Annotated in this window: 19 protein-coding genes and 1 pseudogene; 13 read left to right on the plus strand and 7 right to left on the minus strand. The window is 66.8% G+C overall.

The genetic code is table 11. The features are described 5' to 3' along the window. On the minus strand, window positions 1-942 hold the full coding sequence (locus J8I35_RS11340) for an alpha-E domain-containing protein (protein WP_050018028.1): 942 nt from the start codon (window positions 940-942) through the stop codon (window positions 1-3). A gap of 64 nt (window positions 943-1,006) precedes the next feature. Then, window positions 1,007-2,422 carry a circularly permuted type 2 ATP-grasp protein gene (locus J8I35_RS11345; protein ID WP_050018027.1) on the minus strand — a complete coding sequence of 472 codons (1,416 nt, stop codon included), beginning with the start codon at window positions 2,420-2,422 and terminating at the stop codon, window positions 1,007-1,009. Between the two features lie 583 nt (window positions 2,423-3,005). On the opposite strand from J8I35_RS11345, the gene J8I35_RS11350 reads away from it, so the two are divergent. From J8I35_RS11350 to J8I35_RS11395, 10 genes are all read left to right on the plus strand, one after another. Beyond that, window positions 3,006-4,001 carry a LysR substrate-binding domain-containing protein gene (locus J8I35_RS11350; RefSeq protein ID WP_050018026.1) on the plus strand — a complete coding sequence of 332 codons (996 nt, stop codon included), beginning with the start codon at window positions 3,006-3,008 and terminating at the stop codon, window positions 3,999-4,001. A gap of 633 nt (window positions 4,002-4,634) precedes the next feature. Further along, the gene (locus J8I35_RS11355; protein ID WP_050018025.1) at window positions 4,635-5,060 is read left to right on the plus strand and encodes a hypothetical protein; all 426 of its coding nucleotides are present in this window, start codon (window positions 4,635-4,637) and stop codon (window positions 5,058-5,060) included. A gap of 52 nt (window positions 5,061-5,112) precedes the next feature. After that, window positions 5,113-5,871, plus strand: coding sequence for a hypothetical protein (locus J8I35_RS11360; RefSeq protein ID WP_209925437.1), 759 nt, complete (start codon window positions 5,113-5,115; stop codon window positions 5,869-5,871). A 116-nt stretch (window positions 5,872-5,987) separates the two neighbouring features. Next, window positions 5,988-8,516: a poly-beta-1,6 N-acetyl-D-glucosamine export porin PgaA gene (gene pgaA, locus J8I35_RS11365; protein WP_209925439.1), complete on the plus strand. Its 2,529-nt coding sequence runs from the start codon at window positions 5,988-5,990 to the stop codon at window positions 8,514-8,516. A gap of 18 nt (window positions 8,517-8,534) precedes the next feature. After that, the gene (gene pgaB / locus J8I35_RS11370) at window positions 8,535-10,628 is read left to right on the plus strand and encodes a poly-beta-1,6-N-acetyl-D-glucosamine N-deacetylase PgaB (RefSeq protein ID WP_209925467.1); all 2,094 of its coding nucleotides are present in this window, start codon (window positions 8,535-8,537) and stop codon (window positions 10,626-10,628) included. Beyond that, entirely contained in the window at window positions 10,625-11,896 is a 1,272-nt protein-coding gene (pgaC, locus tag J8I35_RS11375; protein WP_050018022.1) for a poly-beta-1,6-N-acetyl-D-glucosamine synthase, read from the plus strand. The genes pgaB and pgaC overlap by 4 nt, the downstream gene beginning before the upstream one ends. Continuing rightward, window positions 11,874-12,362, plus strand: a complete 489-nt coding sequence (locus J8I35_RS11380; protein WP_050018021.1) for a hypothetical protein — start codon at window positions 11,874-11,876, stop codon at window positions 12,360-12,362. Before pgaC ends, J8I35_RS11380 begins: the two co-directional genes overlap by 23 nt. A gap of 119 nt (window positions 12,363-12,481) precedes the next feature. After that, complete coding sequence (gene glmS, locus J8I35_RS11385) at window positions 12,482-14,305, plus strand: glutamine--fructose-6-phosphate transaminase (isomerizing) (protein WP_209925441.1); 1,824 nt, start codon at window positions 12,482-12,484, stop codon at window positions 14,303-14,305. Next, a complete protein-coding gene (locus tag J8I35_RS11390) occupies window positions 14,302-15,567 on the plus strand; it encodes a hypothetical protein (protein ID WP_209925442.1) in 1,266 nt (421 codons plus the stop codon). The genes glmS and J8I35_RS11390 overlap by 4 nt, the downstream gene beginning before the upstream one ends. A gap of 278 nt (window positions 15,568-15,845) precedes the next feature. Then, on the plus strand, window positions 15,846-16,682 hold the full coding sequence (locus J8I35_RS11395; RefSeq protein WP_209925444.1) for a cytochrome c: 837 nt from the start codon (window positions 15,846-15,848) through the stop codon (window positions 16,680-16,682). Between the two features lie 36 nt (window positions 16,683-16,718). On the opposite strand, the gene J8I35_RS11400 is transcribed toward J8I35_RS11395, so the two are convergent. The 3 genes from J8I35_RS11400 to J8I35_RS11410 are packed head-to-tail and all read right to left on the minus strand — an operon-like array spanning window position 16,719 to window position 19,690. After that, complete coding sequence (locus J8I35_RS11400; RefSeq protein ID WP_209925446.1) at window positions 16,719-17,975, minus strand: Zn-dependent hydrolase; 1,257 nt, start codon at window positions 17,973-17,975, stop codon at window positions 16,719-16,721. Continuing rightward, window positions 17,968-18,492, minus strand: coding sequence for an L-2-amino-thiazoline-4-carboxylic acid hydrolase (locus tag J8I35_RS11405; RefSeq protein WP_209925447.1), 525 nt, complete (start codon window positions 18,490-18,492; stop codon window positions 17,968-17,970). Before J8I35_RS11405 ends, J8I35_RS11400 begins: the two co-directional genes overlap by 8 nt. A 31-nt stretch (window positions 18,493-18,523) precedes the next feature. Beyond that, window positions 18,524-19,690: a branched-chain amino acid ABC transporter substrate-binding protein gene (locus J8I35_RS11410; RefSeq protein WP_176015364.1), complete on the minus strand. Its 1,167-nt coding sequence runs from the start codon at window positions 19,688-19,690 to the stop codon at window positions 18,524-18,526. A 178-nt stretch (window positions 19,691-19,868) separates the two neighbouring features. Here J8I35_RS11410 and J8I35_RS11415 point away from each other — a divergent pair, with 178 nt between their 5' ends. The 3 genes from J8I35_RS11415 (at window position 19,869) to ahpF (ending at window position 23,520) form a co-directional block, all read left to right on the plus strand. Then, window positions 19,869-20,765 (plus strand): LysR substrate-binding domain-containing protein, encoded by an 897-nt coding sequence (locus tag J8I35_RS11415; RefSeq protein WP_050018014.1) that lies wholly within the window; start codon window positions 19,869-19,871, stop codon window positions 20,763-20,765. Between the two features lie 466 nt (window positions 20,766-21,231). After that, on the plus strand, window positions 21,232-21,795 hold the full coding sequence (ahpC, locus tag J8I35_RS11420) for an alkyl hydroperoxide reductase subunit C (protein WP_034179823.1): 564 nt from the start codon (window positions 21,232-21,234) through the stop codon (window positions 21,793-21,795). Window positions 21,796-21,918: 123 nt separating this feature from the next. Next, window positions 21,919-23,520 carry an alkyl hydroperoxide reductase subunit F gene (ahpF, locus tag J8I35_RS11425; RefSeq protein ID WP_209925448.1) on the plus strand — a complete coding sequence of 534 codons (1,602 nt, stop codon included), beginning with the start codon at window positions 21,919-21,921 and terminating at the stop codon, window positions 23,518-23,520. A 96-nt stretch (window positions 23,521-23,616) separates the two neighbouring features. On the opposite strand, the gene J8I35_RS11430 is transcribed toward ahpF, so the two are convergent. Together J8I35_RS11430 and lpxO are read right to left on the minus strand one after the other, a co-directional pair. Then, window positions 23,617-24,408: an extensin gene (locus J8I35_RS11430; protein ID WP_209925449.1), complete on the minus strand. Its 792-nt coding sequence runs from the start codon at window positions 24,406-24,408 to the stop codon at window positions 23,617-23,619. A gap of 166 nt (window positions 24,409-24,574) precedes the next feature. Beyond that, window positions 24,575-25,444 (minus strand): annotated as a pseudogene (gene lpxO / locus J8I35_RS11435) (lipid A hydroxylase LpxO); the annotation flags it as partial. Window positions 25,445-25,551: the final 107 nt, after the last annotated feature.

Raw genomic sequence — 25,551 nt, forward strand, 5'->3', positions numbered from 1 at the left:
TCAGTCGAAGTTGTAAGCCTGGGCGATTTCGAGCCCGAGGCTGTTGTTGCGGCCGATGAAGTCGGTCAGGAACTCGTGCAGGCCGCTCTTGAAGATTCGCTCGACCGACGTATCGGACAGCATTTGCAGGATCTTCGTGGCCGTGTCGTGACACGGGTGTGTCACGCCGTAATCCTTCGCGAGCAGGTTCAGGCTCGATACGACGCGCCCGTAGCAATAGCGCAGCGAACGCGGCATGCGGCCGTTCAGGATCAGGTAGTCGGCAATGTTCAGGGGCTTGTACTGCACGTCGTACACCCAGCGGTACGAACGATGCGCGGCCACGCAGCGCAGGATCGTCTCCCATTGGTAGTTGTCGAGGATTGTGCCGACGTGCGATACCGACGGCAGCAGCAGGTGGTATTTCACGTCGATGATCCGCGCGGTGTTGTCCGCGCGTTCGATGAATGCGCCGATCTGCGCGAAATCGAAGATCTCGTTGCGCAGCATCGTGCTGTAGAAGCTGCCGAGAATCAGTGCGGTTTCGCGTTTCACCTGGTCGAGCACGGCCGGCAGCTCGCTTTCCGGCACCGGCTGCGCGAACGCGCGGCGCAGCGCGAGCCACGCGCCGTTCACGCTTTCCCACGCCTCGCGCGTGAGCGCCGTGCGCACCATCCGCGCATTCGAGCGCGCGGCCTCGATGCACGACAGCACGCTCGACGGGTTGTCGCGGTCGCGCAGCAGGTAGTCGGTCACGGTATCGGCCGCATACGCGTCGTATTTCTCCCGATAGCCGTCGTCCGCGCCCGAGCTGACGAGCACCGACGACCATTCGGCCGGCGCGTCGGCCGTGCGCGTGAGCGCCATCCGCAGCCCGGCATCGACGATGCGCGCGATATTCTCCGCGCGCTCGATATAGCGGTACATCCAGTAGAGACCGCTTGCAGTACGTCCCAGAAGCATCTCGTGTCCACTCCGTCTTCGTTCGGTTCGCGCGCCGGCTCCGGCGCGCGCGGTCGTGCCCGGCTCAGTCGGCCAGCACCCAGGTGTCCTTGGTGCCGCCGCCCTGGCTCGAGTTGACGACCAGCGATCCTTCCTGCAGCGCGACGCGCGTGAGCCCGCCGGGCGTGATGCGGATCCGGTCCGACACCAGCACGAACGGTCGCAGGTCGACGTGGCGCGGCGCGAGGCCGGCGTCGGTCAGGATCGGCGTCGTGGACAGCGCGAGCGTCGGTTGCGCGATGTAGTTCGCGGGACGCGCGCGCAGCTTCGCGGAAAATGCCTCGAGTTCGGCCTTCGACGCGCACGGCCCGACCAGCATCCCGTAGCCGCCCGAGCCGTGCACCTCCTTCACGACCAGTTCGTCGAGATGCGCGAGCACGTACTTCAGGCTGTCGGCCTCGCCGCAGCGCCAGGTCGGCACGTTCTCCAGCAGCGCCTTGCGGCCCGTGTAGAACTCGACGATTTCCGGCATGTACGAGTAGATCGCCTTGTCGTCGGCGATGCCGGTGCCGGGCGCATTCGCGATCGTGATGTTGCCCGCGCGGTACACGTCCATGATGCCGGCCACGCCGAGCACCGAGTCGGGGCGGAACGTCAGCGGATCGAGGAACGCGTCGTCGACGCGGCGGTACAGCACGTCGATCGGCTGGAAGCCTTCGGTCGTGCGCATCGCGACGCGGCCGTCGATCACCTGCAGGTCGCTGCCCTCGACGAGGTGCACGCCCATCTGGTCGGCGAGGAACGAATGCTCGTAGTACGCGGAATTGTGGATGCCGGGCGTGAGCACCGCGATGGTCGGGTTGTCGGCGTTGCCGCCCGGCGGGCACACGGCCGCGAGCGACTGGCGCAGCATCTGCGGATAGGTTTCGACCGGGCGCACCTTCACCTGCTGGAACAGCTCGGGGAAAAGCTGCATCATCGTTTCGCGATTTTCCAGCATGTACGACACGCCGGACGGCGTGCGCGCGTTGTCTTCCAGCACGTAGAACGCGTTCTCGCCGGTGCGCACGATGTCGACGCCGATGATGTGCGTGTAAACGTTGCCGGGCGGCCGGAAGTCGATCATCTCCGGGATGAACGCCTCGTTGTGCGCGATCAGGTGCTTCGGCACGATGCCCGCGCGCACGATTTCCTGGCGGTGGTAGATGTCGTCGAGGAACGCGTTCAGCGCCATCACGCGCTGCTCGATGCCGAGCGACAGCCGGCTCCATTCCGAACCCGAGATGATGCGCGGGACGATATCGAACGGAATCAGCCGCTCGGCGGCTTCCGCGTCGCCGTAGACGGCGAACGTGATGCCTGTCTTGCGGAACACGCCTTCCGCGTCGTGGGCCTTCTGGGCGAGGCTCGCAGGATCCTGCGTGTCGAGCCATTGTTTCAGGCGCGCGTAAGGCGCCCTCACCATGTCGCCGGATTGCAGCATTTCATCGAATGGCTTCATCGATCTTCTCTCCATCGATCGTTTTCCCCGGCATTGCGCATGCCGGACCGGCGTACTGATTGCTTTGCAAGGAACGTGCCTTGCTCGATCCCTTCGATATCCCCCTGTTTTGCGCCGTGCAGGCACGCCTGCGCGGCATTGCGCACCATAACGGTGCAACGTCGGGCGCGACGGGCGCTGGCGGTGCGCCGCGAGCGCACACGGCCGATGCTGCGCCGCGTCCGACGAACATAGTTCCCCCGCGTGTCACGAATGTGCAATCTGCACTGCACCAAAAACGGCGAGCCGGGCCCCCGGAACGACCGTGAACGGGGCGGGCCGGCACGCACACGGCGCAGCCGGCCCTGGGGAAGTGCCGTCCGGGCGGCCGGGACAGTCCAACGCGGTGAACTGTCCGGTTAACCGGTCCGGCCCCTCAACGCTATGCAGCCGTAATCCCGCCGACAACGCCCATGCATATTTCGACTGACACCGATCGAAAAAAAACATCGGCCCGACCGGCGCGATGCGCGGTACGCTAGAACGTTGGTGCAGCAGACGGCGCCGCCTTTCAGGCGCCCGACTATAAAAAGCGAAGATCGAAATGGAAGCAAAGTGGCTGGAAGATTTCCTGAGCCTGGCGGATACCAAGAGTTTTTCCCGGGCCGCGCGTCACCGGCACCTGACGCAGTCGGCGTTCAGCAGACGAATCGCCGCCCTCGAAACCTGGATGGACGCGAAGCTGGTCGACCGGAGCATCAACCCGGTCGCGCTGACGCCCGCCGGCCAGATGTTCCGCGGGCTCGCCGCGGACATCCTGCGCAGCATGTATGCGGCGCGCAATCTCGTAAACGGCTACGACCAGTTCGCGGCGAGCGACCAGGTCGTGCGCTTCGCCGTCGCGCACACGCTCGTGTTCACGCTGTTTCCCGAATGGCTCAAGCAGCTCAATAGCGAGGTCGGCCACGTCACGGCCCGCGTCAATGCGGTGAACGTGCCGGAGGGCGTGCAGCAACTGGTCGAAGGCGAATGCGACCTGCTGCTCGGCTATCACCACCCGCAGTTGCCGATCGTGCTCGATCCGAACCACTTCCCGTTCGTCAGCCTCGGCGTCGAGCGGATCCTGCCGGTGTCGTCGCCCGACGCGCGCGGCAAGCCGGTGTTCCAGCTGCCCGGCACGCCCGACGCGCCGCTGCCGCTGCTCGCGTATTCGTCGGGCGCGTTTCTCGGCAACATCGTCGAGATGCTGCTGCTGAATGCGACCGAGCCGTACGTGCTGCACCGGTGTTTCGAGACGCACATGTCCGAGGCGCTGAAAGGCATGGTCGTGGCCGGGCATGGCATCGGCTGGCTGCCGGAAAGCTGTGTCGCGAAGGAGCTCGTGGACGGCACGCTCGTGTGCGCGGGCGCCGGCGACTGGATCACCGAACTCGAAATCCGCCTGTATCGATCGGCGCGCAAGCGCGGGCTCGCGGCCGAACAGCTGTGGGCCTACATCATGAACCGGCCGCGCACGGCGCTCGACGGCGCGATCGGCACCGAAGAGGCGGCCGCGCCGGCGATGCGCAGCGCGCGGCGAAGCGCGGGCGGCAGCCGCTGATCGCGCATTCGCGCCGTGAGCGCCCACGGCGCGAATGCGCGTGGTTTCAATAGCAATCGATAATCCCGTCCGACACCATAAAATCCCTTGCAGACCTGTAATCGATCTGCGGAAAACGCAAACGTTTGCGAATTCACATCGTATTTTTTACTGTTTTCGGTATTAAGTAAGAATATTCAGCCAGATTTTCCAGGCAGAAATACCTTGTTACACAAGTTTCCATTTACCTGTAACTGCCGGGATGATCAAAAACGTCGCACCCTTATTTCACAATCCGCCACCTGTACTCGGACCTTCATCGATTCGCCTTGAATACAGGTGCAATAGTTTCTTTTATCAGTCGTTATTTTTCGGCACGAAAATCGATACCTCCGACGTGATTCAAAGCGTGCTCGATCATCGCTACCGACGAGCAATTTCCATGTTCGGAATTCTCGACTTTATTCAGAATTAAGAAATCCTCACCAATCCGTCCTTATCCTGTTTAGATAGGATCTTTCCCTTCGTCCCATTCGGGCCACACGCAGTTGTTGGTTCAAAAACCATCGTGTATCAATAGCTTGTCGCAAAAAGAACGTTGGCAAATTCGACTCGGCGTCGATGCGCGTCATCGCGTCTGGACGGGAGATTGCAATGTCACCCTCGCTTCGACAACATGCTCGCCCTTTCCTGAGCGCCGTGCTTTCCACGCTCTGCATGAACGTCATGGCCCAGACACCGGCGGCTTCGTCGCCGGCGTCCGGGCCGGGGGCGAACCGGTACGTGATTTCGTATATCTGCGGTGACGCGCGAATCGACGGTACCGCGCCGCTTCCGCCTGACGGACGCCCGTACAACCTGGGCGTGTCTTTCCTGTCGGAGAGCACCGGACAGCCGCTCTCCAACGTGCAGGTGCGCCTGCGCCGGCATGGGCGCGTGCTCGTCGAATTCAATGCATCGGGATCGCGCTGCCTGTTCAGCGTGCCGGATGCGAGCTACCGGGTCGAAGGGACCTATCAGGGAGCAACCCAGTTCGCGATCGTCGAGACGGGCACGCTCACGACGCAGTTGCGATGGTGAGCGTCGCGCCGATCGCGTCATTCGTCGAACGTATCGAATCAAGGAGCCTTGAATGCCTCGTGCAGAACGACCGGACGACTCGCCCGCCCGTGAGCCGAAACCCTCGTGGGGTCCGGGAAAGAATGCGGCGCTCAGCGTCGCCGCATTTGCCGCGATCTTCGGTGCCTTCGCGTATGTCGAGCGAGACGCGAGGATCGGCCATGCGAGCGTGACGCACGATATCGCCGGCGTGATCGAAAACGCCGCCGGCAAGTACCGCGAGTTCATCGTGGCGGCAACGGGCGGCGCGTCCGGCACCGCGGCGCCCGCGGGCTCGACGGCGACGGTCGCGCGGGCCGGGCCGATTCCGCCGTCTGCCTCGGCGACGCCGGCCATGTCGGCCGCAGCCGAGCCGCCCGTACCGCCGCAAACGACGGCCCGTTCCGACGTGAAACCCATGCGCCCCGCGCATGTGCCGGCGACGAAGCTCGCGGCCGAGCCGCACGCCGCGTCGGCCGCCAGGCGCACGGCGCGCGCCGGCGACGCGCACCGGACATCCCGTTCACAGGCGCTGGCGCGCACGAGAAAACACCCCGACCCCGTGCCGAAACAGCAACCGCAATCGTATCTCGCCGGCGCGTCGCACATGGAAGCGACCAGCGTCACACACGATGAGCTGGAAGGCGCCCGCGCGCTGGCCAAGGCGCGCTGGTGCGCACAGATCGACGAATGGAGCTGTGTGGAGCAAAACGCGAGCCGTGCACTCGCCATCGATCCGAAGAACAGCGAATCGCGCGCGCTGCTTGGACAAGCGATCCGCAACCGCTTGTGAGCGGGCCGGATGTCGTCGGGCCTTGCCGCCCGGCGGCATGACGGCCGGCATCACGGCCGGCGACGCGCGCCGTCGGGCGTGCAACCGATGTGATCGTTTCAAAGTGAGGAGACACCGTGGCTAACAATCGTCAACAACAATGCACCACCGTCGTTCCGCCGACCCGGCGGATCCTCCTGCATGCGCCGCTGCTGTGCCTGCTCGTCGCGTCCGGCCCGTGCCTTGCCGGCGAAGGCGACGCGCAGCCGCAGGTCGCCCAGGGTTCCGGTACGCAGCCCCCTCAAGCGCCGACGCCGATCGCGCAGGCGTCGGATACGTCGATGCAGATCGCGCAGGGATCGAACCCGGCGATGCCGACCACGGTCGTGGTGGACCCCGATGCGGCGCAGCCGAGCGGGCCATCGTCGAATGCGCCGATGCTGCTTGCGCAGGCATTCGTCGACACCGCGCCGCCGGATACGTCGGCGCCACGCGCGCAGACGTCGGATGCACCGCAGCCGCCCGCCCAAACCGCGACCGCCGCACCGCCCGCACCGCCCGCACCACCGACTACGCCGACGCTCACCGCGCAGGCGTCCGGCACGCCGATGCCGAATTCGCCCACGCCCATGACCCAGCCCGCCGGCGCCGAGCCGCCGTCGTCCCGGCAACCGACTTCACAGTCACCCGGCGCGCAGCTCCCCGGCGAGCCGATCCAGCGATCGCAAGGACCCGACGTAGAGGCGCCCAATGCGCAGGCGCCGAATCTGCGCACCGCCGACGTCGCGACGGTCCGCAACGACGTGTTCGGCCTCGCGACGAGCGGCGGCGCGGTCAAGGCGCTCGACGAAGCGAAGGCCCGCCCCGATGCGTTCTCCGCCGTCGACATCGCACAACTCGAAGAACTGTCGATTCGCCAGCAGGTGCGCGGCGGACGCGACAAGTCGCGCTCGATGACGAGTTCGGACCGCTTCGACGGGCTCGACAACGCGCTGCGCGCGGCCGACGACCTCGACAAGCGGATGCCGGCCACACCCGAGTACACGCCGGTCCGCACGGCGCTCGCGGGCGATCGGGTCGTCGCCCTTGCGGCACGCGGCGACATGAAGCCGGCCGTCGCGACGTTCGAGACGATTCCGTCGAATGCGGAGATCTCGATCGACGCGCTGGCGGCCGTCGGCGACGCCTACCTGTACCTGAGCGAGCCGGCCAAGGCGAACGCCGTCTACGCGCGTGCGCTGCAGCAGGCGACCGCGTCGCCGACGGATCGCGCGACCCGCGGCTTCCAGTACGGCGCCCGCACGCAGCCGATCGAGCTGCGCGAAGGGCTGTTCTGGTCGTACGTCGACCAGGCGCGTGCGCCCGAAGCGAAACAGGTGCTCGACGACATGGAGAAGTCGCTGCCGCCGGTCAAGCAGGTGACCAACGTCGGTCCCGGAGAAAGCGACTATCTGCGCTACTACCGGCTGCGCGCGCAGTACCTGATCTTCACCGGACACGTCGACCAGGGGATTGCCGCGCTCGAAGAACTCGAGAAGCAGGTGCCGTTCAACGCGGAGATCCGCGCCGCGCACGCCGACGCCGTATCGGGCCAGTCGCATCCGCGCCAGGCGATCTCGATGTATCGCGCGTCGCTGACCGATCACCCGGACAGCGTCGAGATGCTCGCGGGCCTCGGCCGCGCGTCGCTCGTGGCGGACGACTACGCGACCGCGAAGACCGTCGACCAGACGCTCGGCAACACGTTCCCGGACAGCGGCGCCGTGCGCGGCTTCAAGCGCGACTACAAAGCGTACCGCAGCCCGGTGTTCACGACCGACCTGAGCTTCGAGCACGGCAACAGCGCACTGGCCAACAACAGCTTCACGTCGGACAGCTATGTGTATTCGCAACCATTCGGCGACAACTGGCGCGTGTTTTCGCACACGTTCTACGGTTTCGCGCAGACCGACGACGGCAACCTCAGCCGCACGCGCACGGGCATCGGCGGCGACTACCGGCATGGGCCGCTCACGGTGCTGGGCGAAGTCACGCGCTCGATGGGCGGGGACGGTCGAACCGGCGGCCGCGGGACGATCGCGTACGCGCTGAACGACTACTGGACGGTCAGCGCCGGGCTCGACACCAACGACAACTCGCTGCCGTGGAAGGCGTATGCCGCGCACATCTGGGGCCGCTCCGCGAACGTCGAGGTCGTGTATCGCCAGAACGACCGACGCCAGGTCAGGCTGAGCTACGGCGTGAGCCGCTACAGCGATTCGAACTTCCACCAGGAGATCGCGGCGACCGCCACGCAGCGCGTGTACACGGCTGCGAACCAGCTCGTCAACGTCTCGCTGAACCTCGGTACCGACAGCAACACGCGCCGGGACGCGCCCTACTTCAGCCCCGGTCGCGACTACGCGGCCGCCGCGACCGTGATGCATCAGTTGACGCTGTTCAAGAAGGGGGACGTGGGGCTGCAACAGCGCGTGTCGGTGTCGGGCGGCGTGTACAACGAGCGCGGCTTCGGCACCAGCCCGCTGTGGAGCGCGCGCCTCGAGCACGCGTGGACGTTCAAGCACGACATCACGCTGAGCTACGGCGTCGAGGTCAGCAGTCACGCATACGACGGCCAGCGCGAGCGCTCCGAAACCGGCTTCCTGTCGCTCAACCTGCCGTTCTAGCAAGGAGATCGGGCAATGCTGCAATCCAGACGGACCTTCATGTGCGGATGCCTCGGCACGTTTGCCGCCTGTTCGCTGTTTCCGGGCGTGACCGGCGCCAAGATGATCGACCTGCTGCCGCCGTCCGATCCGGCCGACGGCAAGACGTTCCGCGTGATCTGCATGCACGACGTGCGCGACAACCTGATGGCGTCGTTTTCGTCGCAGACGGCCATCATCGATCCGTTCGCGGTCGACACCGGCACGCTGACCGCGATCTTCTCGTGGCTGCAGACCAACAACTACCACACGATCACGGTCAAGCAGATCGAGGCGTCGCGGCACGGCGGCAAGCCGCTGCCGCCGCGCTCGGTGTTGCTCACGTTCGACGACGGCTTCCGCAGCCACTATACGAAAGTGCTGCCGCTGCTCGAGCGCTTCAAGTATCCGGCCGTGATGGGGCTCGTCACCGCATGGATCGACACGCCGCCGGATACGCCGATCCGCATCAGCGACAAGGTTCAGGTGCCGCGCGACTACTTCCTGTCGTGGGACGAGGTGAAGAAGCTCGGGCAGTCGGAATTCGTCGAGCTCGGCTGCCACACGCACAATCTCCATCACGGCGCGATCGCCAATCCGCAAGGCAACGAGTTGCCGGCGACCACGTCGCACCTCTATCTGCAAGACCAGAAGCGCTATGAGACCGACGCCGAGTTCCACGCACGCGTGCACGACGACCTGCAGACGTGCGTGCGGCAGATCCGCGAACGCACCGGCATCGTCGCACGCTCGATGGTGTGGCCGTACGGCGCGGAAAACCAGCCCGTGCGCCAGATCTCGACGTCGCTCGGCATGGACATCCAGTTCAGCCTCGACGCCGGCCCGAATACGCCGGACGTGCCGCTCGATCGGCTGAGACGGATCCTGATGATGTACGACGTCGACATCGGCGGGTTCGAGCGCTCGATGCGCGAACCGGCGTCGAACCGCGGCGACGTCGACGTGCCCGAGCGCACCGTGCAGGTCGACCTCGACCAGGTCTACGATCCCGATCCCGCGCGACAGGAAGCGAATCTCGGCAAGCTGATCGAGCGCATCTACCGGATGCAGCCGAAATCGGTGTACCTGCAGGCGTATGCGGACCCGAAGGGCACCGGCGTGGCCGAAGCAGTGTATTTCCCGAACCGGCACCTGCCGATGCGTTCCGACCTGTTCTCGCGTGCCGCGTGGCAACTCAATACGCGCGCCAACGTGCAGGTGTATGCATGGATGCCGGTGCTCGCGTTCCGGCCGCCTGCCGACAAGCAGCGCAGCCTCGAGGCCGTCACGGCATTCGGCGGCGCGCCGGCCCGCGAGAACGGCACGCGCGTGTTCCGGCTGAGCCCGTTCGATCCTGATGCGCGGCTGATGATCCAGCAGATCTACGAGGATCTCAGCAAGCATGCGTCGTTCAGCGGCATCCTGTTCGGCGACGACGCGGCGCTCGACGATTACGAGGACGCGGGCCGGCATGCGCTGCGCATCTATTCCCAATGGGGGCTGCCGGCCGACGTCGGCAAGATCCGCGAGAACCCCGACCTGATGAAGCGCTGGACGCGCCAGAAGACGCGCCACCTGATCGACATGACCCGGCAGCTCGAGCAGATCGTGCTGGCTCACCAGAACGTCGGCGACGTGCTGACCGCGCGCAACATCTTCGCGATGCCGGTGCTCAAGCCCGAATCGGAAGCATGGTATGCGCAGAACTACGACGATTTCCTCGCCGCCTACGACTACGTCGCGCTGATGGCGATGCCGTACATGGAGCAGGCGAAGGACCCGGAAGGCTGGCTGGACGAACTCGTGAAGGCGGTGCGCACGAAGCAGCGCGGGCTGCAGCGCACCGTGTTCGAACTGCAGTCGTACGACTGGCACGCGCAGAAGGCCGTGCCCGCCAGCACGCTGCTCGCGCAGATGCGGCGGCTGCGCAGCGAGGGCGCCGTGAATTTCGGCTACTACCCCGACAACTTCCTGAACGGCCAGCCGGAGCTCGACGCGATGCGCGACGTGATGTCGCTGAAGTCGCGCCTCGACCCGACCTCGATCAACGCGCTGATGCAGATGCAGCACGCGCAGGGAACCAAGACGCCATGACCTCCCATAGCCTCATCCAGCGCCTGCAGGATTTCGTCTTCTACTATCCGTTCTTCATGTCGTATCTGTGGATGATCGGCGGCGTCGTGCACTACTTCCTGCTCGAGGAGGGCCGCGAGCTGTCGACGCGCACGATCGCGTCGAGCGGCATCCCGAAGGTCTCGATCGTCGTGCCCTGCTTCAACGAAGCCGCGAACGCGCGCAGCGTGATCGCGCATCTGAACGGGATGCAGTATCCGAACTACGACATCATCGCGGTCAACGACGGCAGCAAGGATCGCACCGGCGAGATCCTCAACGAGCTGGCCGTCGAGATTCCGCGGCTGCTCGTGATCCATCACGCGCGCAACGAAGGCAAGGCGGTCGGGCTCACGACCGCGGCGGCCGTGTCGAACGCGGAGTACCTGCTGTGCATCGACGGCGACGCGCTGCTCGCGCACGACGCGATCGGCTGGATGCTCGAGCACTTCCTGACCGACCCGGGCGTCGGCGCGGTGACCGGCAACCCGCGCATCCGCACGCGCACGTCGCTGCTCGGCCGCATGCAGGTCGGCGAGTTCTCGTCGATCGTCGGGCTGATCAAGCGCACGCAGCAGGTGTACGGCCGCATCTTCACGGTGTCGGGCGTGATCACGATGTTCCGCAAGACCGCGCTCGCCGACGTCGGCTACTGGAGCTCGGACATGCTGACCGAGGACATCGACATCAGCTGGAAGCTGCAGTGCCGCGACTGGCGCGTCGTGTACGAGCCGCACGCGCTCAGCTGGATCCTGATGCCCGAGACGATCAAGGGGCTCTACCGGCAGCGGCTGCGCTGGTCGAAGGGCGGCATCCAGGTGCTGCTCAAGTACGCGGGCACGCTGATGCGGCCGACGCAAATGATGATGTGGCCGCTGTTCGTCGAGTACCTGATCGGCATCGCATGGGCGTACTCGATGTCGTTCATCCTGCTGCTCGCGCTGATCGACGTCGTCTACCCGCTTCCGCCGAACTGGCATGTGTCCGTGGTGCCGCACTGGCACGGGATGCTGCTGGTCGCGACCTGCATCCTGCAGCTGATCATCGGCAGCATGATCGATCGTCGTTACGACGAAAAACTCCTGATGTACTTCCTTGACACCATCTGGTACCCCGTCGCGTTCTGGCTGATCAGCATGATCACCACCGTCGTCGCCCTGCCCGCCGTCGTACTGCGGGGCCGCGGCAAGCGCGCCGTTTGGGTCAGTCCCGACCGAGGCATTCAACATGAAGAACGCGCCGATTATTGACCTTTCCCTGCGCGCACCGCGCGACATGATCGCCGAACGCGGCAGCATCGTCGGGCCCGTGCTCGTCGCGTGGTTCCGCCTCGTGCGGCCCGCGCTGGTCGGGGGCGTATGGGCATCGATCTGCATCTACACGTATCGCTACCTGTTGCCGTTCAACGAGGCCGAGATGCCGATCGAACAGATCGTGTTCTACGTGACGAGCATCGCGCTGATCGCCGGCACGATCGTCATGTGGCTGATCGCGGGACGCGTCGTGCATCCATTCGCCTATCGGTTACGCGTATCGAAGATGATGCGGCGCTCGGCCAGCGTGAAGGTGCGCTCCGTGCCGCCGACCGCGTTCGCGAGCGAGCGCCGGCGCGGCGCGCGGCGCACGACGCGCATTCTCGTCGCGTCGCACGATGCGAACGGGTCGATTTCGGGCATCGAATGGGTCGCCCATGCCGGGCCGCAGCCCCGCGAATAGCCCGCCGGAGACGTGCCGCGCCGGGCGCGACGCCTGCCGCGCGACGCGGCGCCGCTTCTGACATCGCGCCGGCGCGCGTCGCGCGCCAGCCGGAAAACTTCATGGAGACGAGGTGAATCATGTGCGGAATCGTCGGAGCAAGCGGCCTGAACAATCAGGTGCCGCAACTGGTCAATGCGCTGAGCCGGCTCGAATATCGCGGCTACGATTCGTGCGGCATCGCCGTGCAGGGCGACGGCCGCCTGCGCAGCGAACGCACGCTGCGACGCGTGACGGATCTGCAGGATCGCGTGCTGACGCTCGGTCTCGAAGCACAGACCTGCATCGCGCATACGCGCTGGGCGACGCACGGCGCGCCGTCTGAAATGAACGCACACCCGATCATGTCGGGCGACACGATCGCCGTCGTGCACAACGGAATCATCGAGAACCACGACACGCTACGCGCCGAACTGAAGCAACGCGGCTACACGTTTCGCGGACAGACCGACACCGAGGTCATCGCGCACCTGATCCACAGTTTCTATCGCGACGACCTGTTCGACGCGGTGGTGCGCGCCGTCAAACGGCTGCACGGCGCGTACGCGATCGCAGTGCTCGGCGCGCGCGAGCCGCAGCGCCTCGTCGCCGCGCGCGCCGGCTCGCCGCTCGTGATCGGCATCGGCGCCGAGCAGAACTACCTCGCGTCCGACTGCGCGGCGCTCGGCGACCTGACCGACCGCTTCGTGTACCTGGAGGACGGCGACGTCGCGCTGATCACGCCGGATCGCATCGCCGTGGTCGACGCGGGCGGGCAGGACGCGCGGCGCCCGCTGTGCGAAGTGAAGGCGCGCGCGGACGACGCCGCGCTCGGCCCGTACCAGCATTTCATGCAGAAGGAAATCTTCGAGCAGCCGAAGGCGATCGACAGCACGCTCGACGGCATCGACACGATCTCGCCGGCGCTGTTCGACGCGACGGAAGGCACGCGCGCGCTGCTGTCGCGGGTCAGAAGCGTGTTGCTGCTCGGCTGCGGCACCAGCTACTACGCGGGCCTGACCGCGAAATACTGGCTCGAAAGCATCGCGGGCGTGCCCGCCCAGGTCGAGATCGCCAGCGAATTCCGCTACCGCGATACGGTGGCCGATCCGCGCACGCTCGTCGTCGGCATCTCGCAGTCGGGCGAAACGGCCGACACCATCGGCGCGATCGAGCAGGCGCGCGCGATGGGCCAGGCACTGTCGTTGGCGATCTGCAACGTCGCGACCAGCACGATCGCGCGCAACGCGCCGCTGCGGTTCCTGACGCGGGCCGGCATCGAACTCGGCGTCGCGTCGACCAAGGCGTTCACCACGCAGCTCGTCGCGCTGTTCGTGCTGACGCTGACGCTCGCGCAACTGCGCGGCCGGCTCGATGCCGCGCAAGTCGCGGCGCATCTGAAGCAGTTGCGCGCGCTACCGGACCGCATCGGCCACGCGCTCGCGCTGGAAACGCAGATCATGGGCTGGGCCGCGAAATTCGCGCGCACCGAGAATGCGCTGTTCCTCGGCCGCGGCGTCCATTTCCCGATCGCGCTGGAAGGCGCGCTGAAGCTCAAGGAAGTGTCGTACATCCACGCGGAAGGCTATGCGGCCGGCGAGCTGAAGCACGGGCCGCTCGCGCTCGTCACGAGCGCGATGCCGGTCGTCACGATCGCGCCGGACGACCGCCTGTTCCAGAAGCTGAAGTCCAACATGGCCGAGGTGCGCGCGCGCGGCGGCCGGCTCTACGTGCTGGCCGGCAATCAGCTCGAGATCGACGCCGACCGCGACACGCACCTGATCCGCGTGCGCGAATCGGGCGACCTGCTGTCGCCGATCGTCAACGTGATCCCGCTGCAACTGCTCGCGTATCACGTCGGCTGCGCGCGCGGCGCCGACGTCGACAAGCCGCGCAACCTCGCGAAATCGGTGACCGTCGAATGACGCGGCGAACGCGCGCGGGACAGGCGGTCATGCGGCTGGCCGCGACCGTGCTCTGCGGCGCGGGCGGCGTCGGCGCAGGCTTGCCGGCCCTCGCCGGCGCGCCGGCCGTGCATACGGTCACCGTGTCGAGCGCCCCGTCGCCGCAGGACACCGGCGACCCGCGGCGCTTCATGCACGGCATCGGCGTGGCGGATGCGGGCGACGGCAAACGCTGGGTATTCTTCAGCAGCTCGGGCATCGTGCCGCGCGGTGCGCTGCGCAGCGGCAACTGGCCGCATGACGTGTACGTCGGCGAATGGCTGCCCGACAAGCGGCGCGCGCTGCGCGTCCGCACGTTCATCAGCCGCCCCGAGGCGCAGGAACCCGTGTCGATCGCGCAGAACGCGCGCGGCGACATCTTCGTCACGTTCGAGGACGGCTGGAACACGTCGCAGGAAGTCAGCCAGCGCTACGGCGTCTACCGCCGCGACCTGAAGCCGATCAAGCCCTATCCGAACGACGTCGAATCGGGCGGCCATTCGGGGCACGTCGCGACGGTCGGCGACCGCTTCGTCGTGTTCTATTCGGCCGACTGGGTCAACGGCGGCGGGGTCGACAACCTCGGCAGCGGCAACGGCGTCTACCTGAAAACCTACGACGCGGCCGGGCGCGTGCTGAACCATGTCGCGGTCGCGCCGCACCGCCGCGAGTGGTGGCCCGTGATCGCGGGCTCGCCGCGCAACGCGCTGCTGGTGTGGCAGAAGTTCATCGAAGGCAGCACGGACGCGACGCTCGAATACGCGATGTTCGACCCGGTCGCCGCGAAGCTGGAAACGTTCGGATCGCTGAACGGCGCGATCCAGTACTACGTGTATTCGGCCGCCTATGTGCCGGACATCGACCGTTTCATCGTCGTCACGACGGCGGCGGACGATCGCGGCGTCGCGATGCTGATCGCACCGGACGGCCGCCGCACGGCGACGCTCGACTGCCTGCCCGCGTCGGTGCGCGAATCGGACATCGGCGTTTCCGGCACGCACGCGTACGTGCCAACCCGCGACGGCCGGCTGCTGACGCTCGCGCTCGCGCCGGCGGACATCGCGGTGAGCGGCGTGCAGCGCTCACCGATTCCGTGGGGCTCGACCGGCGTCGCCGGCTTCCCGGCGCGCGGCACGGTGATGCATTTCGTGTCGCTGACGCCGTCGGGAATGCGCGAAGCCGATTTCGAACCGAAGCAAGACACGCCGATGCCGAGAAACGAAGCGACGTGTTCGAATCATTGATGGCGGTCCGGTAACGCAATGTCGTCGTGAACGCGGGCAGGCCGCGTGTCGCCAGCGAGCCCTTCGTCTTCCCTCCGTCCGGACCGCGCTATGACACCACCCCGCCAACCCGGTAGTCGGGCGCGCTGTCGCGGGCCTGTCCGACCGCGACCGCCGCGCCTTTCCTCTGCCGAATTCGCCAGCGCCGCCCGTACCGGATAGACTGTCGCCCGATTCCTTCCATCGGCCGCGGCGCCCCGCCTCCTGCCGCCGCCGGAACGCCCCTTCCCGGAGAACGAATGCTGAAGCGCCAGTGGTTTTCGCTTGTGCTGCTGACGGTTTGCCTGCTCGGGCAACATGCGTCGGCCCAGTCCACGCTCGAACTCGACACCGACGGCACGGCCCGCGCCGTCTCCCGCCAGACGCTGCTCGCACGCGCCGACGCGGCCGACATCCACGTGCCGCGCGACATCGCATACGGCCGCCCGATGACGTTCCGCGCGGTGCCGTTCGCCGCGCTGCTCGGCGACACGCCGCTGCCGGACGACGGTGTGCTCGAAACGCGCGCGGCCGACGGCTTCGCCGCGCAACTGCCGCTCGATCTCGTGCACCGCCGCGCGCCGGCCGGCGCGACCCCGTGGCTCGCGATCGAGGATCCGGCCCGTCCGTGGCCGAAACTACCCGGCAAGCAGGTCAGCGCGGGGCCGTTCTATCTCGTCTGGCTCGGCCCGGACGCGTCGTCGGTGCGCGGCGAGCAGTGGCCGTACCAGATCGTGCGCATCACGATCGAATCGTCGCCGCTCGCGCGCTGGCCGTCGCTCGCGGTCGACACCGCATTGCCCGCGAAGGATCCGGCCCGTGCGGGCCAGCGGCTGTTCGTCACGCAATGTCTCGCGTGCCACCGCATCGACGGCGCGGGCAGCAGCCACGCCGGCCCCGATCTGAACACGCCGATGAACCCGGTCGACTACTTCCAGCCCGCCGCGCTGCGCCGCTACATCCGCAATCCGGCGTCGGTGCGCGACTGGCCGGGCCGCAGCATGCCGGCGTTTCCGCCCGATCAGTTGAGCGACCGCGAACTCGACCAGATCGTCGCGTATCTCGCGTATAGGGCGCGGCGCAAGGCAGCGAAGTAACGCGGGCGCGCCGCTGCTCGGCCGCGCGCGTCGCGCTTATGCTTCCTGCGCGCTCTGCAACACCGCGCGCAACAGCACGTCGGCGCCGGCCGTCGCCCATTCCGGCGTAATCGCTTCGGCCTCGTTGTGGCTCAGCCCGTCGACGCACGGCACGAAGATCATCCCGGTCGGCGCGACACGCGCGACATAGCATGCGTCATGGCCGGCACCGGACACGATGTCCATGTGCGACAGCCCGAGCGAGCGCGCCGCGTCACGCACCGCATCGATGCAGCGCGGCGCGAACGGCACCGGCGCATACGTGAAGATCTGCTCGACCTGCGCGCCGAGACCGGTTTCGTCGGCCACGCGCGCGAGTTCCGCGCGCAGCGCCGCGTCCAGTTCGTCGAGTACCGCATCGTCGGGGTGACGGAATTCCACCGTGAAGAAGCAGCCGCCCGGCACCGTGTTGCGCGAATTCGGCCGGGCCTCGATCATCCCGACCGTTGCGCGCGCATCCGGTGCGTAACGGCGGCCGAGCACGTCGATGAACGAGATCATCCGCGCCGCGCCGACCAGCGCGTCGCGACGGAACGCCATCGGCGTCGTACCGGCGTGCGCGTCGACCCCGGTGAGCGTCACCTCGTACCAGCGCTGTCCCTGCCCGGCCGTCACGACGCCGATCGTCTTGCCGGCCCGCTCGAGAATCGCGCCCTGCTCGATGTGCAGTTCGTACGCCGCGTGCACCGGATAGCCGCCGACCGGCTCCGCGCCCGCGTAGCCGATCCGTTCGAGCTCCTCGCCGATCGTCCGGCCCGCGCCGTCGGTGCGCGACAGCCCGTAGTCGAGCGTATAGACGCCCGAGAACACGCCGGCCGACACCATCGCCGGCGCGAAGCGCGAGCCTTCCTCGTTGGTCCAGATCACGACGTCGATCGGGCGTTCGGTCTCGATCCCCGCATCGTTCAGCGCGCGCACGACTTCGAGCCCGCCGAGCACGCCGTAGATGCCGTCGTAGCGGCCGCCGGTCGGCTGCGAATCGGCGTGCGAACCCGTCATCACCGGTGCGGCGTCCGGATTGCGGCCCGCACGGCGCGCGAACACGTTGCCCATCCGATCGACGCGCACCGCGCAACCGGCATCGCGCGCCCACTGCACGAACAGGTCGCGCGACTCGCGATCGAGATCGGTCAGCGCGAGACGGCAGACGCCGCCCTTCGGCGTCGCGCCGATCTGCGCCATCCGTTCGAGCGACGCCCACAGGCGTTCGCCGTCGACGCGCGGCACGCTCGCCATATCGGTATCGTCACGCATCGCCGTTCTCCGGCGCGCGTTGCAGCGCATAGCGGAAATCGCAGCGCTTGCCGCCCTGCATGATCGTGCTCGTACGCGTGAGCGCGATGTCCGGCGCATAGCCCTGGATGAAATGGCTGTCGCGCGCGCAGCTCAGCAGGTGGCCGATCTCGCCGAGCCCCATCGCGTGATACATCTGAGCGTAACTGCAGCGATGCACGTCGTAGTCGTAGTGCGCGTCGTCCGCGCGCCGCACCTCGACGTCGAGCGCATCGTCCTTCTCCCACAGCACCTGCAGCGCGATGAACGACTTCACGCTCGTGCCGTCCGGCTCCTGCGCGGCGAACGTACGGCCCGCGTCGATGGCCGCGCCGCGCACGGCTTCCGCGATTACGGCCTGCGCGCGCTCGGTGCCGAATTCGCGCTTCATGATCTCGTAGATCGGCTTGATGATTTCCGCTTCGATGCGGCGCCGCGCGAGGATCCCGAGGCGCGTGTCCTCGGGAGCGGCGGCGGATGTCGGGTTCGCTTCTGTCATGGGAATCGTCCTGGTTATTGTCGTTTTGTCGTTACCTGGCCGCGGTGCGCGAGCCGCCGAGCACGTCGACGACGGCCCACTTGCCGCCTCGCACCTGATAGATCGTGAAAGCCGGGTCCTTCAGGTTGCCTTCGGCGTCGAACGCGATGCGCCCGGTCACGCCCGGTCGATCTGCCGCACGAACGGCCGCGACCAGCTTCGCCGGCTGCGTCGTACCGGCCTTCTGCGCGGCCGCGATCAGCGTGGCGGCCGCGTCGTACGCGAACGGCGCATGCAATTCGATCGGCGCATGAAAGCGTGCCTGGTATTGCGTGTCGAACGCCTTGCCGCCCGGCATCCGGTCGAGTGGCAGGCCCGGTTCGAGCGCCGTCACGCCGTCGCCGTCCTTGCCCGCGAGCGACAGGAAGGTCTGACTCACGAAACCACCCGCGCCGAGCAGCGGCGCGTTCACGCCGAGCTGGCGCATCCGGCGCGCGATCGGCGCGGCCTGCGCGTCGAGGCCGCCGAAGAACACGAGATCCGCGCGCTTGCCCTTGATCGCGGTCAGCACGCCGCTGAAGTCGGTCGTCTTGTCGTTCACGTACTGGCGATCGACGATCGTGCCGCCGTTCGCCTGCACGCCCTTGATGAACTGATCGGCCAGCCCCGCGCCGAACGACGTGCGATCGTCGATCACCGCGATGCGCTTCGCCTTCAGCGTCTTCACCGCGTACGCACCGGTGAAATGGCCGCCGGCATCGTCGTGACCCATGATGCGGAACGCCGTCGCGTAGCCCTGCTGCGTGTATTGATGGCCGGTGGACGCCGGCGCGATCTGCGGGATGCCCGCATCGCGGTACACGCGCGACGCCGGCACGCTGCAGCCCGTGTTCCAGTGACCGACGACGCCGATCACGTGCTGGTCGACGAGTTGCTGCGCGACCGCGACGGCCGTGCGCGGGTCGGACTGGTCGTCGGCCGCGACGAGCTTGTAGACGACCGGCTTGCCGCCGATGGTCGGATGCTTCGCGTTCGCGTCGTCGATCGCGAGTTGCGCGCCGTTCTGCAGATCCTTGCCGATCCGCGCGGACGGGCCGGTGAGCGGCGCGGCGAGACCGATCAGGACCGTCTGCGGCGCGGACTGCGCGGACGCGGGAACGGTAGCGACCAGGGCGGCCGCCGAGAAGGCGAGGCTGACGGAGAGGAAAGCGATTTTCATGTGCGGGGATCGGTCGGTTGGATCTGAAACATGAAAAATATTAAATATTCGACATCCAAACCCCAAATACCCAATTGTTGGATGCTTATGCCGTTCCCGACACATTAACGTATCACCCTGTAAATACGGGATATTTTTGTGTTGTCGCTTACCCTGATTTTTCGATAAAATTCGATACATGAAAAATATCGAACAATTGCCGCACGATCCACCGCTGCGTGCGGTGCGTGCGTTCGAAGCGTTTGCGCGTCTCGGGTCGGTCACCGCGGCGGCCAGCGAGCTCGACATCACGCCGTCGGCGGTCAGCCATCAGCTGCAACTGCTCGACGCGTTCATCCAGACGCCGCTGACGGTACGCGAAGGCCGGCTGCTCGCGCTCACCGACGAGGGACGCGACTACTACCGGTCGATCAGCGCGGCGTTCTCGGTGCTGCGCAGCGCGACGCGCTTCGTGCGCGACCGTTCGTCGCTGCGCCAGATCACCGTCAGCCTGATTCCGCTGCTCGGCATCGGCTGGTTCATCCCGCGGCTGCACGCGTTCCTGGCCGACAACACCGATGTCGACGTCACGGTGCTGTACGCGCATCACCGCAATTACCGAAGCGATGCGTCGGACCTGTCGATCCGTTTCGGCACCGGCGACTGGCCCGGCTATCGCTGCGAGCGGCTGCTGCCGGGCGCGATGGTGCCGATGTGCAGCCCGTCGTTCCTGAAGCGTCACGGGCCGTTCCGCACGCCGGCCGATCTCGCGCGCGCGCCGCTCGTGCACGACGAGGATCGCAGCACGTGGGTCAACTGGCTGCAGGGCGCCGGCGTGCGGCACGTGTCGCACGCGGTGGGGCCGATGTTCGAGGATGGGCAGCTCACGCTGAGCGCCGCCCGCGCGGATCTCGGCGCGGCGTTGCTGCGCGCGCCGCTGGTCCAGCGCGAACTGGCGAACGGCGAGCTCGTGCAGCTGTTCGATCACGCGCTCGACGACGGGCGCGACTACTACCTGTGCACGCGCGAGGACGCGGACATGCCGGACGGGGCGCGGCGGCTGGCGGCGTGGTTGCGGAAGATGGCGGGGATTTGAGCGGCGCGTGTCCCGCCGACCGAACCGCGAAGCGGTATTCGCTTCGGATCGGCGGCGACCTTGCATTTGCGCAACCGCATATCGATGATGGATGCATCAAGTCATGGAGATTGCAATGCGCACGATCCCGATCGATCTGTCGGATGACCAGCATGCCGCGTTGAGCCTCATCGCAGCGGCCGGGAACCGCTCCCGCGCACTCACCATTCCGAGCGCAGGTCCTCAGGCGCCGTCCGGAACCGATTCGCCGGGAGGCGATCGTCACCAGAAGCCCGCCGTCCGGCCCATCGCGGCCCCAGCGTCGCAACTACTCATCCGATGTCCCCCGCCCGCCCCCGCCAATCAAGGGCCGGAAGCAGATAGAAAATCCCGATGCCCCGGATTGAAACAAGCAATTTCACAAGTTCAGGGTGAACCCGGATACTGGCAACACTCCACTCACCCCTGACGAAAAGGAATTGTCCAGATGCCGATCATCAACACCCAAATCAAGCCGTTCAAGGCAACCGCTTACCACAACGGCGAATTCGTGCCCGTCTCGGAAGAGAACTTCAAGGGCAAGTGGTCCGTCGTCGTGTTCTACCCGGCCGACTTCACGTTCGTCTGCCCGACCGAACTGGGCGACCTCGCCGACCGTTATGCGGAATTCCAGAAGCTGGGTGTCGAAATCTACGGCGTGTCGACCGACACGCACTTCACGCACAAGGCCTGGCACGACACGTCGGACACGATCGGCAAGATCAAGTACCCGATGATCGGCGACCCGACGCTCACGCTGTCGCGCAACTTCGACGTGCTGATCGAGGAAGAAGGGATGGCGCTGCGCGGCACGTTCGTGATCAACCCGGAAGGCGAGATCAAGCTGTGCGAAATCCACGACAACGGCATCGGCCGCGACGCAGGCGAACTGCTGCGCAAGGTCCAGGCCGCGCAATACATCGCCGCTCACCCGGGTGAGGTGTGCCCGGCCAAGTGGACGCCGGGCGCGGAAACGCTGACCCCGTCGCTCGACCTGATCGGCAAGATCTAAGGGTCGCAGCGCGCCTCGCACGAGGCGCGCGACACGCGTCACCACGGGCGGCCTCGCGCGGCCCGCGCCCTCTTCCGGCACGACGTGCCCGACCAGCATCATCAATACGGAATCCGAAACGCCATGCTCGACGCCAATCTCAAGAACCAACTCAAAGCGTACCTCGAAAAGATCACGCGCCCGATCGAACTCGCCGCCTCGCTCGACGACAGCGCGAAATCGCAGGAACTGCTGGCGCTGCTGAACGAGATTGCGTCGCTGACGGATCGCGTGACCGTGGCCGAACGCCGCGACGACGCCGAGCGCAAGCCGTCGTTCTCGATCGGCGAACCCGGCAAGCCGGCCGGCATCCGCTTCGCCGGCATTCCGATGGGCCATGAATTCACGTCGCTCGTGCTCGCGCTGCTGCAGACGGGCGGTCATCCGATCAAGCTCGACGACGACGTGATCGAACAGATTCGCGCGCTCGACGGCGACTACGCATTCGAAACGTATTTCTCGCTGTCGTGCCAGAACTGCCCCGAAGTCGTGCAGGCGCTGAACGTGATGTCGCTGATCAACCCGCGCATCCGCCACGTCGCGATCGACGGCGCGCTGTTCCAGGATGAAGTCGAATCGCGCCAGATCATGGCCGTGCCGACGATGTTCCTGAACGGTGCATCGTTCGGCCAGGGCCGCAGCAGCGTGAAGGAAATCCTCGCGAAGCTCGACACGGGCACCAGCGAACGCGCGGCGAAGTCGCTCGAAAACAAGCCGGTGTTCGACACGCTTATCGTCGGCGGCGGCCCGGCAGGCGCGGCCGCGGCGATCTACTCGGCACGCAAGGGCATCGCGACGGGTGTCGTGGCCGAGCGTTTCGGCGGCCAGGTGCTGGACACGATGGCGATCGAGAATTTCGTGTCGGTGCAGGAAACCGAAGGGCCGAAGTTCGCGACCGCACTCGAACAGCACGTGAAGCAATACGACGTCGACATCATGGACGTGCAGCGCGCCGACGCGCTGATTCCCGGCGACGTGCACCAGATCCGCCTCGCGAACGGCGCGGTGCTGAAAGCGAAGACGATCGTCCTCGCGACCGGCGCACGCTGGCGCGAAATCAACGTGCCGGGCGAGCGCGAATACCGCAACCGCGGGGTCGCGTACTGCCCGCACTGCGACGGCCCGCTGTTCAAGGGCAAGCGCGTCGCGGTGGTCGGCGGCGGCAACTCGGGCGTCGAGGCCGCGATCGACCTCGCCGGCATCGTGAAGGCAGTCACGCTGATCGAATTCGGCACGCAACTGCGCGCGGACGAGGTGCTGCAGCGCAAGCTGCGCAGCCTGCCGAACGTGACGATCGTCACGCAGGCGCAGACGACCGAGCTGACCGGCGACGGCAGCAAGCTGAACGGGCTCGTGTACAAGGATCTGCGCTCGGGCGACACGCAGCGCATCGAGCTCGAAGGCGTGTTCGTGCAGATCGGCCTCGTGCCGAACACCGAATGGCTGAAAGGCACGGTCGAACTGTCGAAGCACGGCGAGATCGTCGTCGATGCGCGCGGCGCGACGTCGGTGCCGGGCGTGTTCGCGGCCGGCGACGTGACGACGGTGCCGTTCAAGCAGATCGTGATCGCGGTCGGCGAAGGCGCGAAGGCGTCGCTCGGCGCGTTCGACCACCTGATCCGGCAGGACGTGGCCGCGCCCGTGACGACCGCTCAGCCGCAAGCCGAGGAAGCGGTCGCCGCCTGACGGACGTCAGCCCCGACGACATTAAAGTTTGTCTCTCTTGGCCCCGCATGCTTTGGTCGGCGTGCGGGGCGCTTTTTATGCCGAAGGCGTTCGCGGTTACTTGGTCGCGCTCGGGCCGCCGTCCGCCGGCGCAGGCGCCGTCGACTTGAAACTGCTCGACTGCCTGACCAGTTGCTCGGTCATCGCGGCCGCCACCGGATTCGCGCCGGACGACGAACCGCCCTGCCGGTACGAACCGGTGCTCGCCGGCATCGAAGAGATCGACGACATCGACGGCGGCGGCAACGACGGATCGAGCTTCGCCGATTCCCTGACGAGCGCGGCGGTCTCCGGCGTTTCGGATTTCGTCGCGGCCGGCGGCGCGGCGGTGGCGTGGCGTTCGAGGCCGTCGCGCTTGCGCGGCGCGCGTTGCGTGACCTGCGCGGGTGGCATGAACTGAGCGGATTTCGCGGCCGGGGCCGGTGCCGGTGCCGGTGGGGTCGAATCCTGCGCATCCACCGTTACGACATTGACCTTCGGCGGCGGCGCAGCGGGCTTCGTCACGAGTTGCGGCTTGTCGCTGACGACCGGGACCGCGGGGGCCGGCGCAGGCGCGGCGGCGACGCGCGCGGTCGGGGCCGGCGCGGGTGTTGGTGCGACTGGTGCTATTGGTGCCGCGACAGCCGCCTGTTTCGGTACCGTCGCAGCAGCCGGCCCCGGCGGCGCGATCGCGCCCTGCACCGCGTGATCGCTGCCCGCGGACGCCGCGGCAACGGGTGCGGCCGAATCGGCGATGCCGGCGTCTTCGATCGCACGGTGGTCCGCGCGCAGGAGCATCACGTACGCGGTGCCGGCCGCGGCGACCAGGAGCCCGCCGGCGATGATCATGGTTTTACGGGTACTCGTCATGCTTGCTCACCGACCTATCGATGTGAACAAGCCATCATACGCGGCCAATGCACGTTGATCTCGCACGAATACATTTGGTTGCATTGACGGCGGCGCAAGGCCGTCGGCCCGTGCGAGGCCGCGCGCTATCGTCAGACGGAAAGCAACCGCCCACTCTCGCCCGTCGTCAGATCCAGAAAATCGCGACCGCGATCCCGCCGAACAGCAGCCACTTGACGATGTAGTACACGGTGCGATTCCACGCCTTCAGCCGCTTGCCGGCGCGGCGAATCGCATACAGGTACCGGAACGCGCGATTGAGCCCGCCCGTGCGATCGCCGGTTTCGTTCGGCGATGCGGCCGCGCGCATCAGCAGTTGCCCGACCGCATCGTTGACGCGCTGCGCCCAGCGATATTTCATCGGGCGCGCGACGTCGCAGAACAGGATCACGCGATCGTGCGCGGTGCGGTTTTCGGCCCAGTGCAGGTACGTCTCGTCGAACATCACGGCGTCGCCGTCGCGCCACGCGTACGCTTCGCCGTCGACGACGATCCGGCACGCATCGTCGTTCGGCGTATCGAGCCCGAGGTGATAGCGGAGCGAGCCCGCATACGGATCGCGATGCAGGCCGAGCTTCCCGCCCGGCGGCAACTGCGCGAACATCGCCGCCTTGATCGACGGCATCCGCGACAGGATCTCGACCGAGCGCGGACACAACGCCTGCGCGGACGGATGCGGCGCGTCGTACCACTTCAGGTAGAACCGCTTCCAGCCGCGGCGAAAGAACGAATTGAAGCCGATGTCGTTGTACTCGCCCGACGCCTTGATCCGGCTCGCGTCGCGCAACGCGAGCGCTTCGCGGCGAAACGTGCGCCATTCGCGCTGCAGCACCGCGAGCTCCGGAAAATGATCGGTGTCGAGAAACGGCGTGGTCGGCACCGACGAGAACGCGTACGAAAAGCAGTTCAGCGGTGCGGTAAAGGTCGAGTGGTCGGATAGTTGCCTGAACAACCGGTGCCGAACCTTGCCGCGCCGATGCGTGTACGCGACGCACGCATTGACGTCCTCCTCCGCCTAAAGGCGGAAGATTCCCACACCTGGCGATGCACGTCCGCATCGGAGAATGTTCAGCGCAGCGTTGATATCACGATCATGCACGACAC

Source organism: Burkholderia sp. CpTa8-5, assembly GCF_017815045.1.
In the GTDB taxonomy this organism is placed as follows: domain Bacteria; phylum Pseudomonadota; class Gammaproteobacteria; order Burkholderiales; family Burkholderiaceae; genus Burkholderia; species Burkholderia sola.

Bases quoted from the DNA above. Each gene is read 5' to 3' on its own strand.
- J8I35_RS11340 (WP_050018028.1), bottom strand. From the start codon at position 942: ATGCTTCTGGGACGTACTGCAAGCGGTCTCTACTGGATGTACCGCTAT.
- J8I35_RS11345 (WP_050018027.1), bottom strand. From the start codon at position 2,422: ATGAAGCCATTCGATGAAATGCTGCAATCCGGCGACATGGTGAGGGCG.
- J8I35_RS11350 (WP_050018026.1), top strand. From the start codon at position 3,006: ATGGAAGCAAAGTGGCTGGAAGATTTCCTGAGCCTGGCGGATACCAAG.
- J8I35_RS11355 (WP_050018025.1), top strand. From the start codon at position 4,635: ATGTCACCCTCGCTTCGACAACATGCTCGCCCTTTCCTGAGCGCCGTG.
- J8I35_RS11360 (WP_209925437.1), top strand. From the start codon at position 5,113: ATGCCTCGTGCAGAACGACCGGACGACTCGCCCGCCCGTGAGCCGAAA.
- pgaC (WP_050018022.1), top strand. From the start codon at position 10,625: ATGACCTCCCATAGCCTCATCCAGCGCCTGCAGGATTTCGTCTTCTAC.
- J8I35_RS11380 (WP_050018021.1), top strand. From the start codon at position 11,874: ATGAAGAACGCGCCGATTATTGACCTTTCCCTGCGCGCACCGCGCGAC.
- glmS (WP_209925441.1), top strand. From the start codon at position 12,482: ATGTGCGGAATCGTCGGAGCAAGCGGCCTGAACAATCAGGTGCCGCAA.
- J8I35_RS11390 (WP_209925442.1), top strand. From the start codon at position 14,302: ATGACGCGGCGAACGCGCGCGGGACAGGCGGTCATGCGGCTGGCCGCG.
- J8I35_RS11395 (WP_209925444.1), top strand. From the start codon at position 15,846: ATGCTGAAGCGCCAGTGGTTTTCGCTTGTGCTGCTGACGGTTTGCCTG.
- J8I35_RS11400 (WP_209925446.1), bottom strand. From the start codon at position 17,975: ATGCGTGACGATACCGATATGGCGAGCGTGCCGCGCGTCGACGGCGAA.
- J8I35_RS11405 (WP_209925447.1), bottom strand. From the start codon at position 18,492: ATGACAGAAGCGAACCCGACATCCGCCGCCGCTCCCGAGGACACGCGC.
- J8I35_RS11410 (WP_176015364.1), bottom strand. From the start codon at position 19,690: ATGAAAATCGCTTTCCTCTCCGTCAGCCTCGCCTTCTCGGCGGCCGCC.
- J8I35_RS11415 (WP_050018014.1), top strand. From the start codon at position 19,869: ATGAAAAATATCGAACAATTGCCGCACGATCCACCGCTGCGTGCGGTG.
- ahpC (WP_034179823.1), top strand. From the start codon at position 21,232: ATGCCGATCATCAACACCCAAATCAAGCCGTTCAAGGCAACCGCTTAC.
- ahpF (WP_209925448.1), top strand. From the start codon at position 21,919: ATGCTCGACGCCAATCTCAAGAACCAACTCAAAGCGTACCTCGAAAAG.
- J8I35_RS11430 (WP_209925449.1), bottom strand. From the start codon at position 24,408: ATGACGAGTACCCGTAAAACCATGATCATCGCCGGCGGGCTCCTGGTC.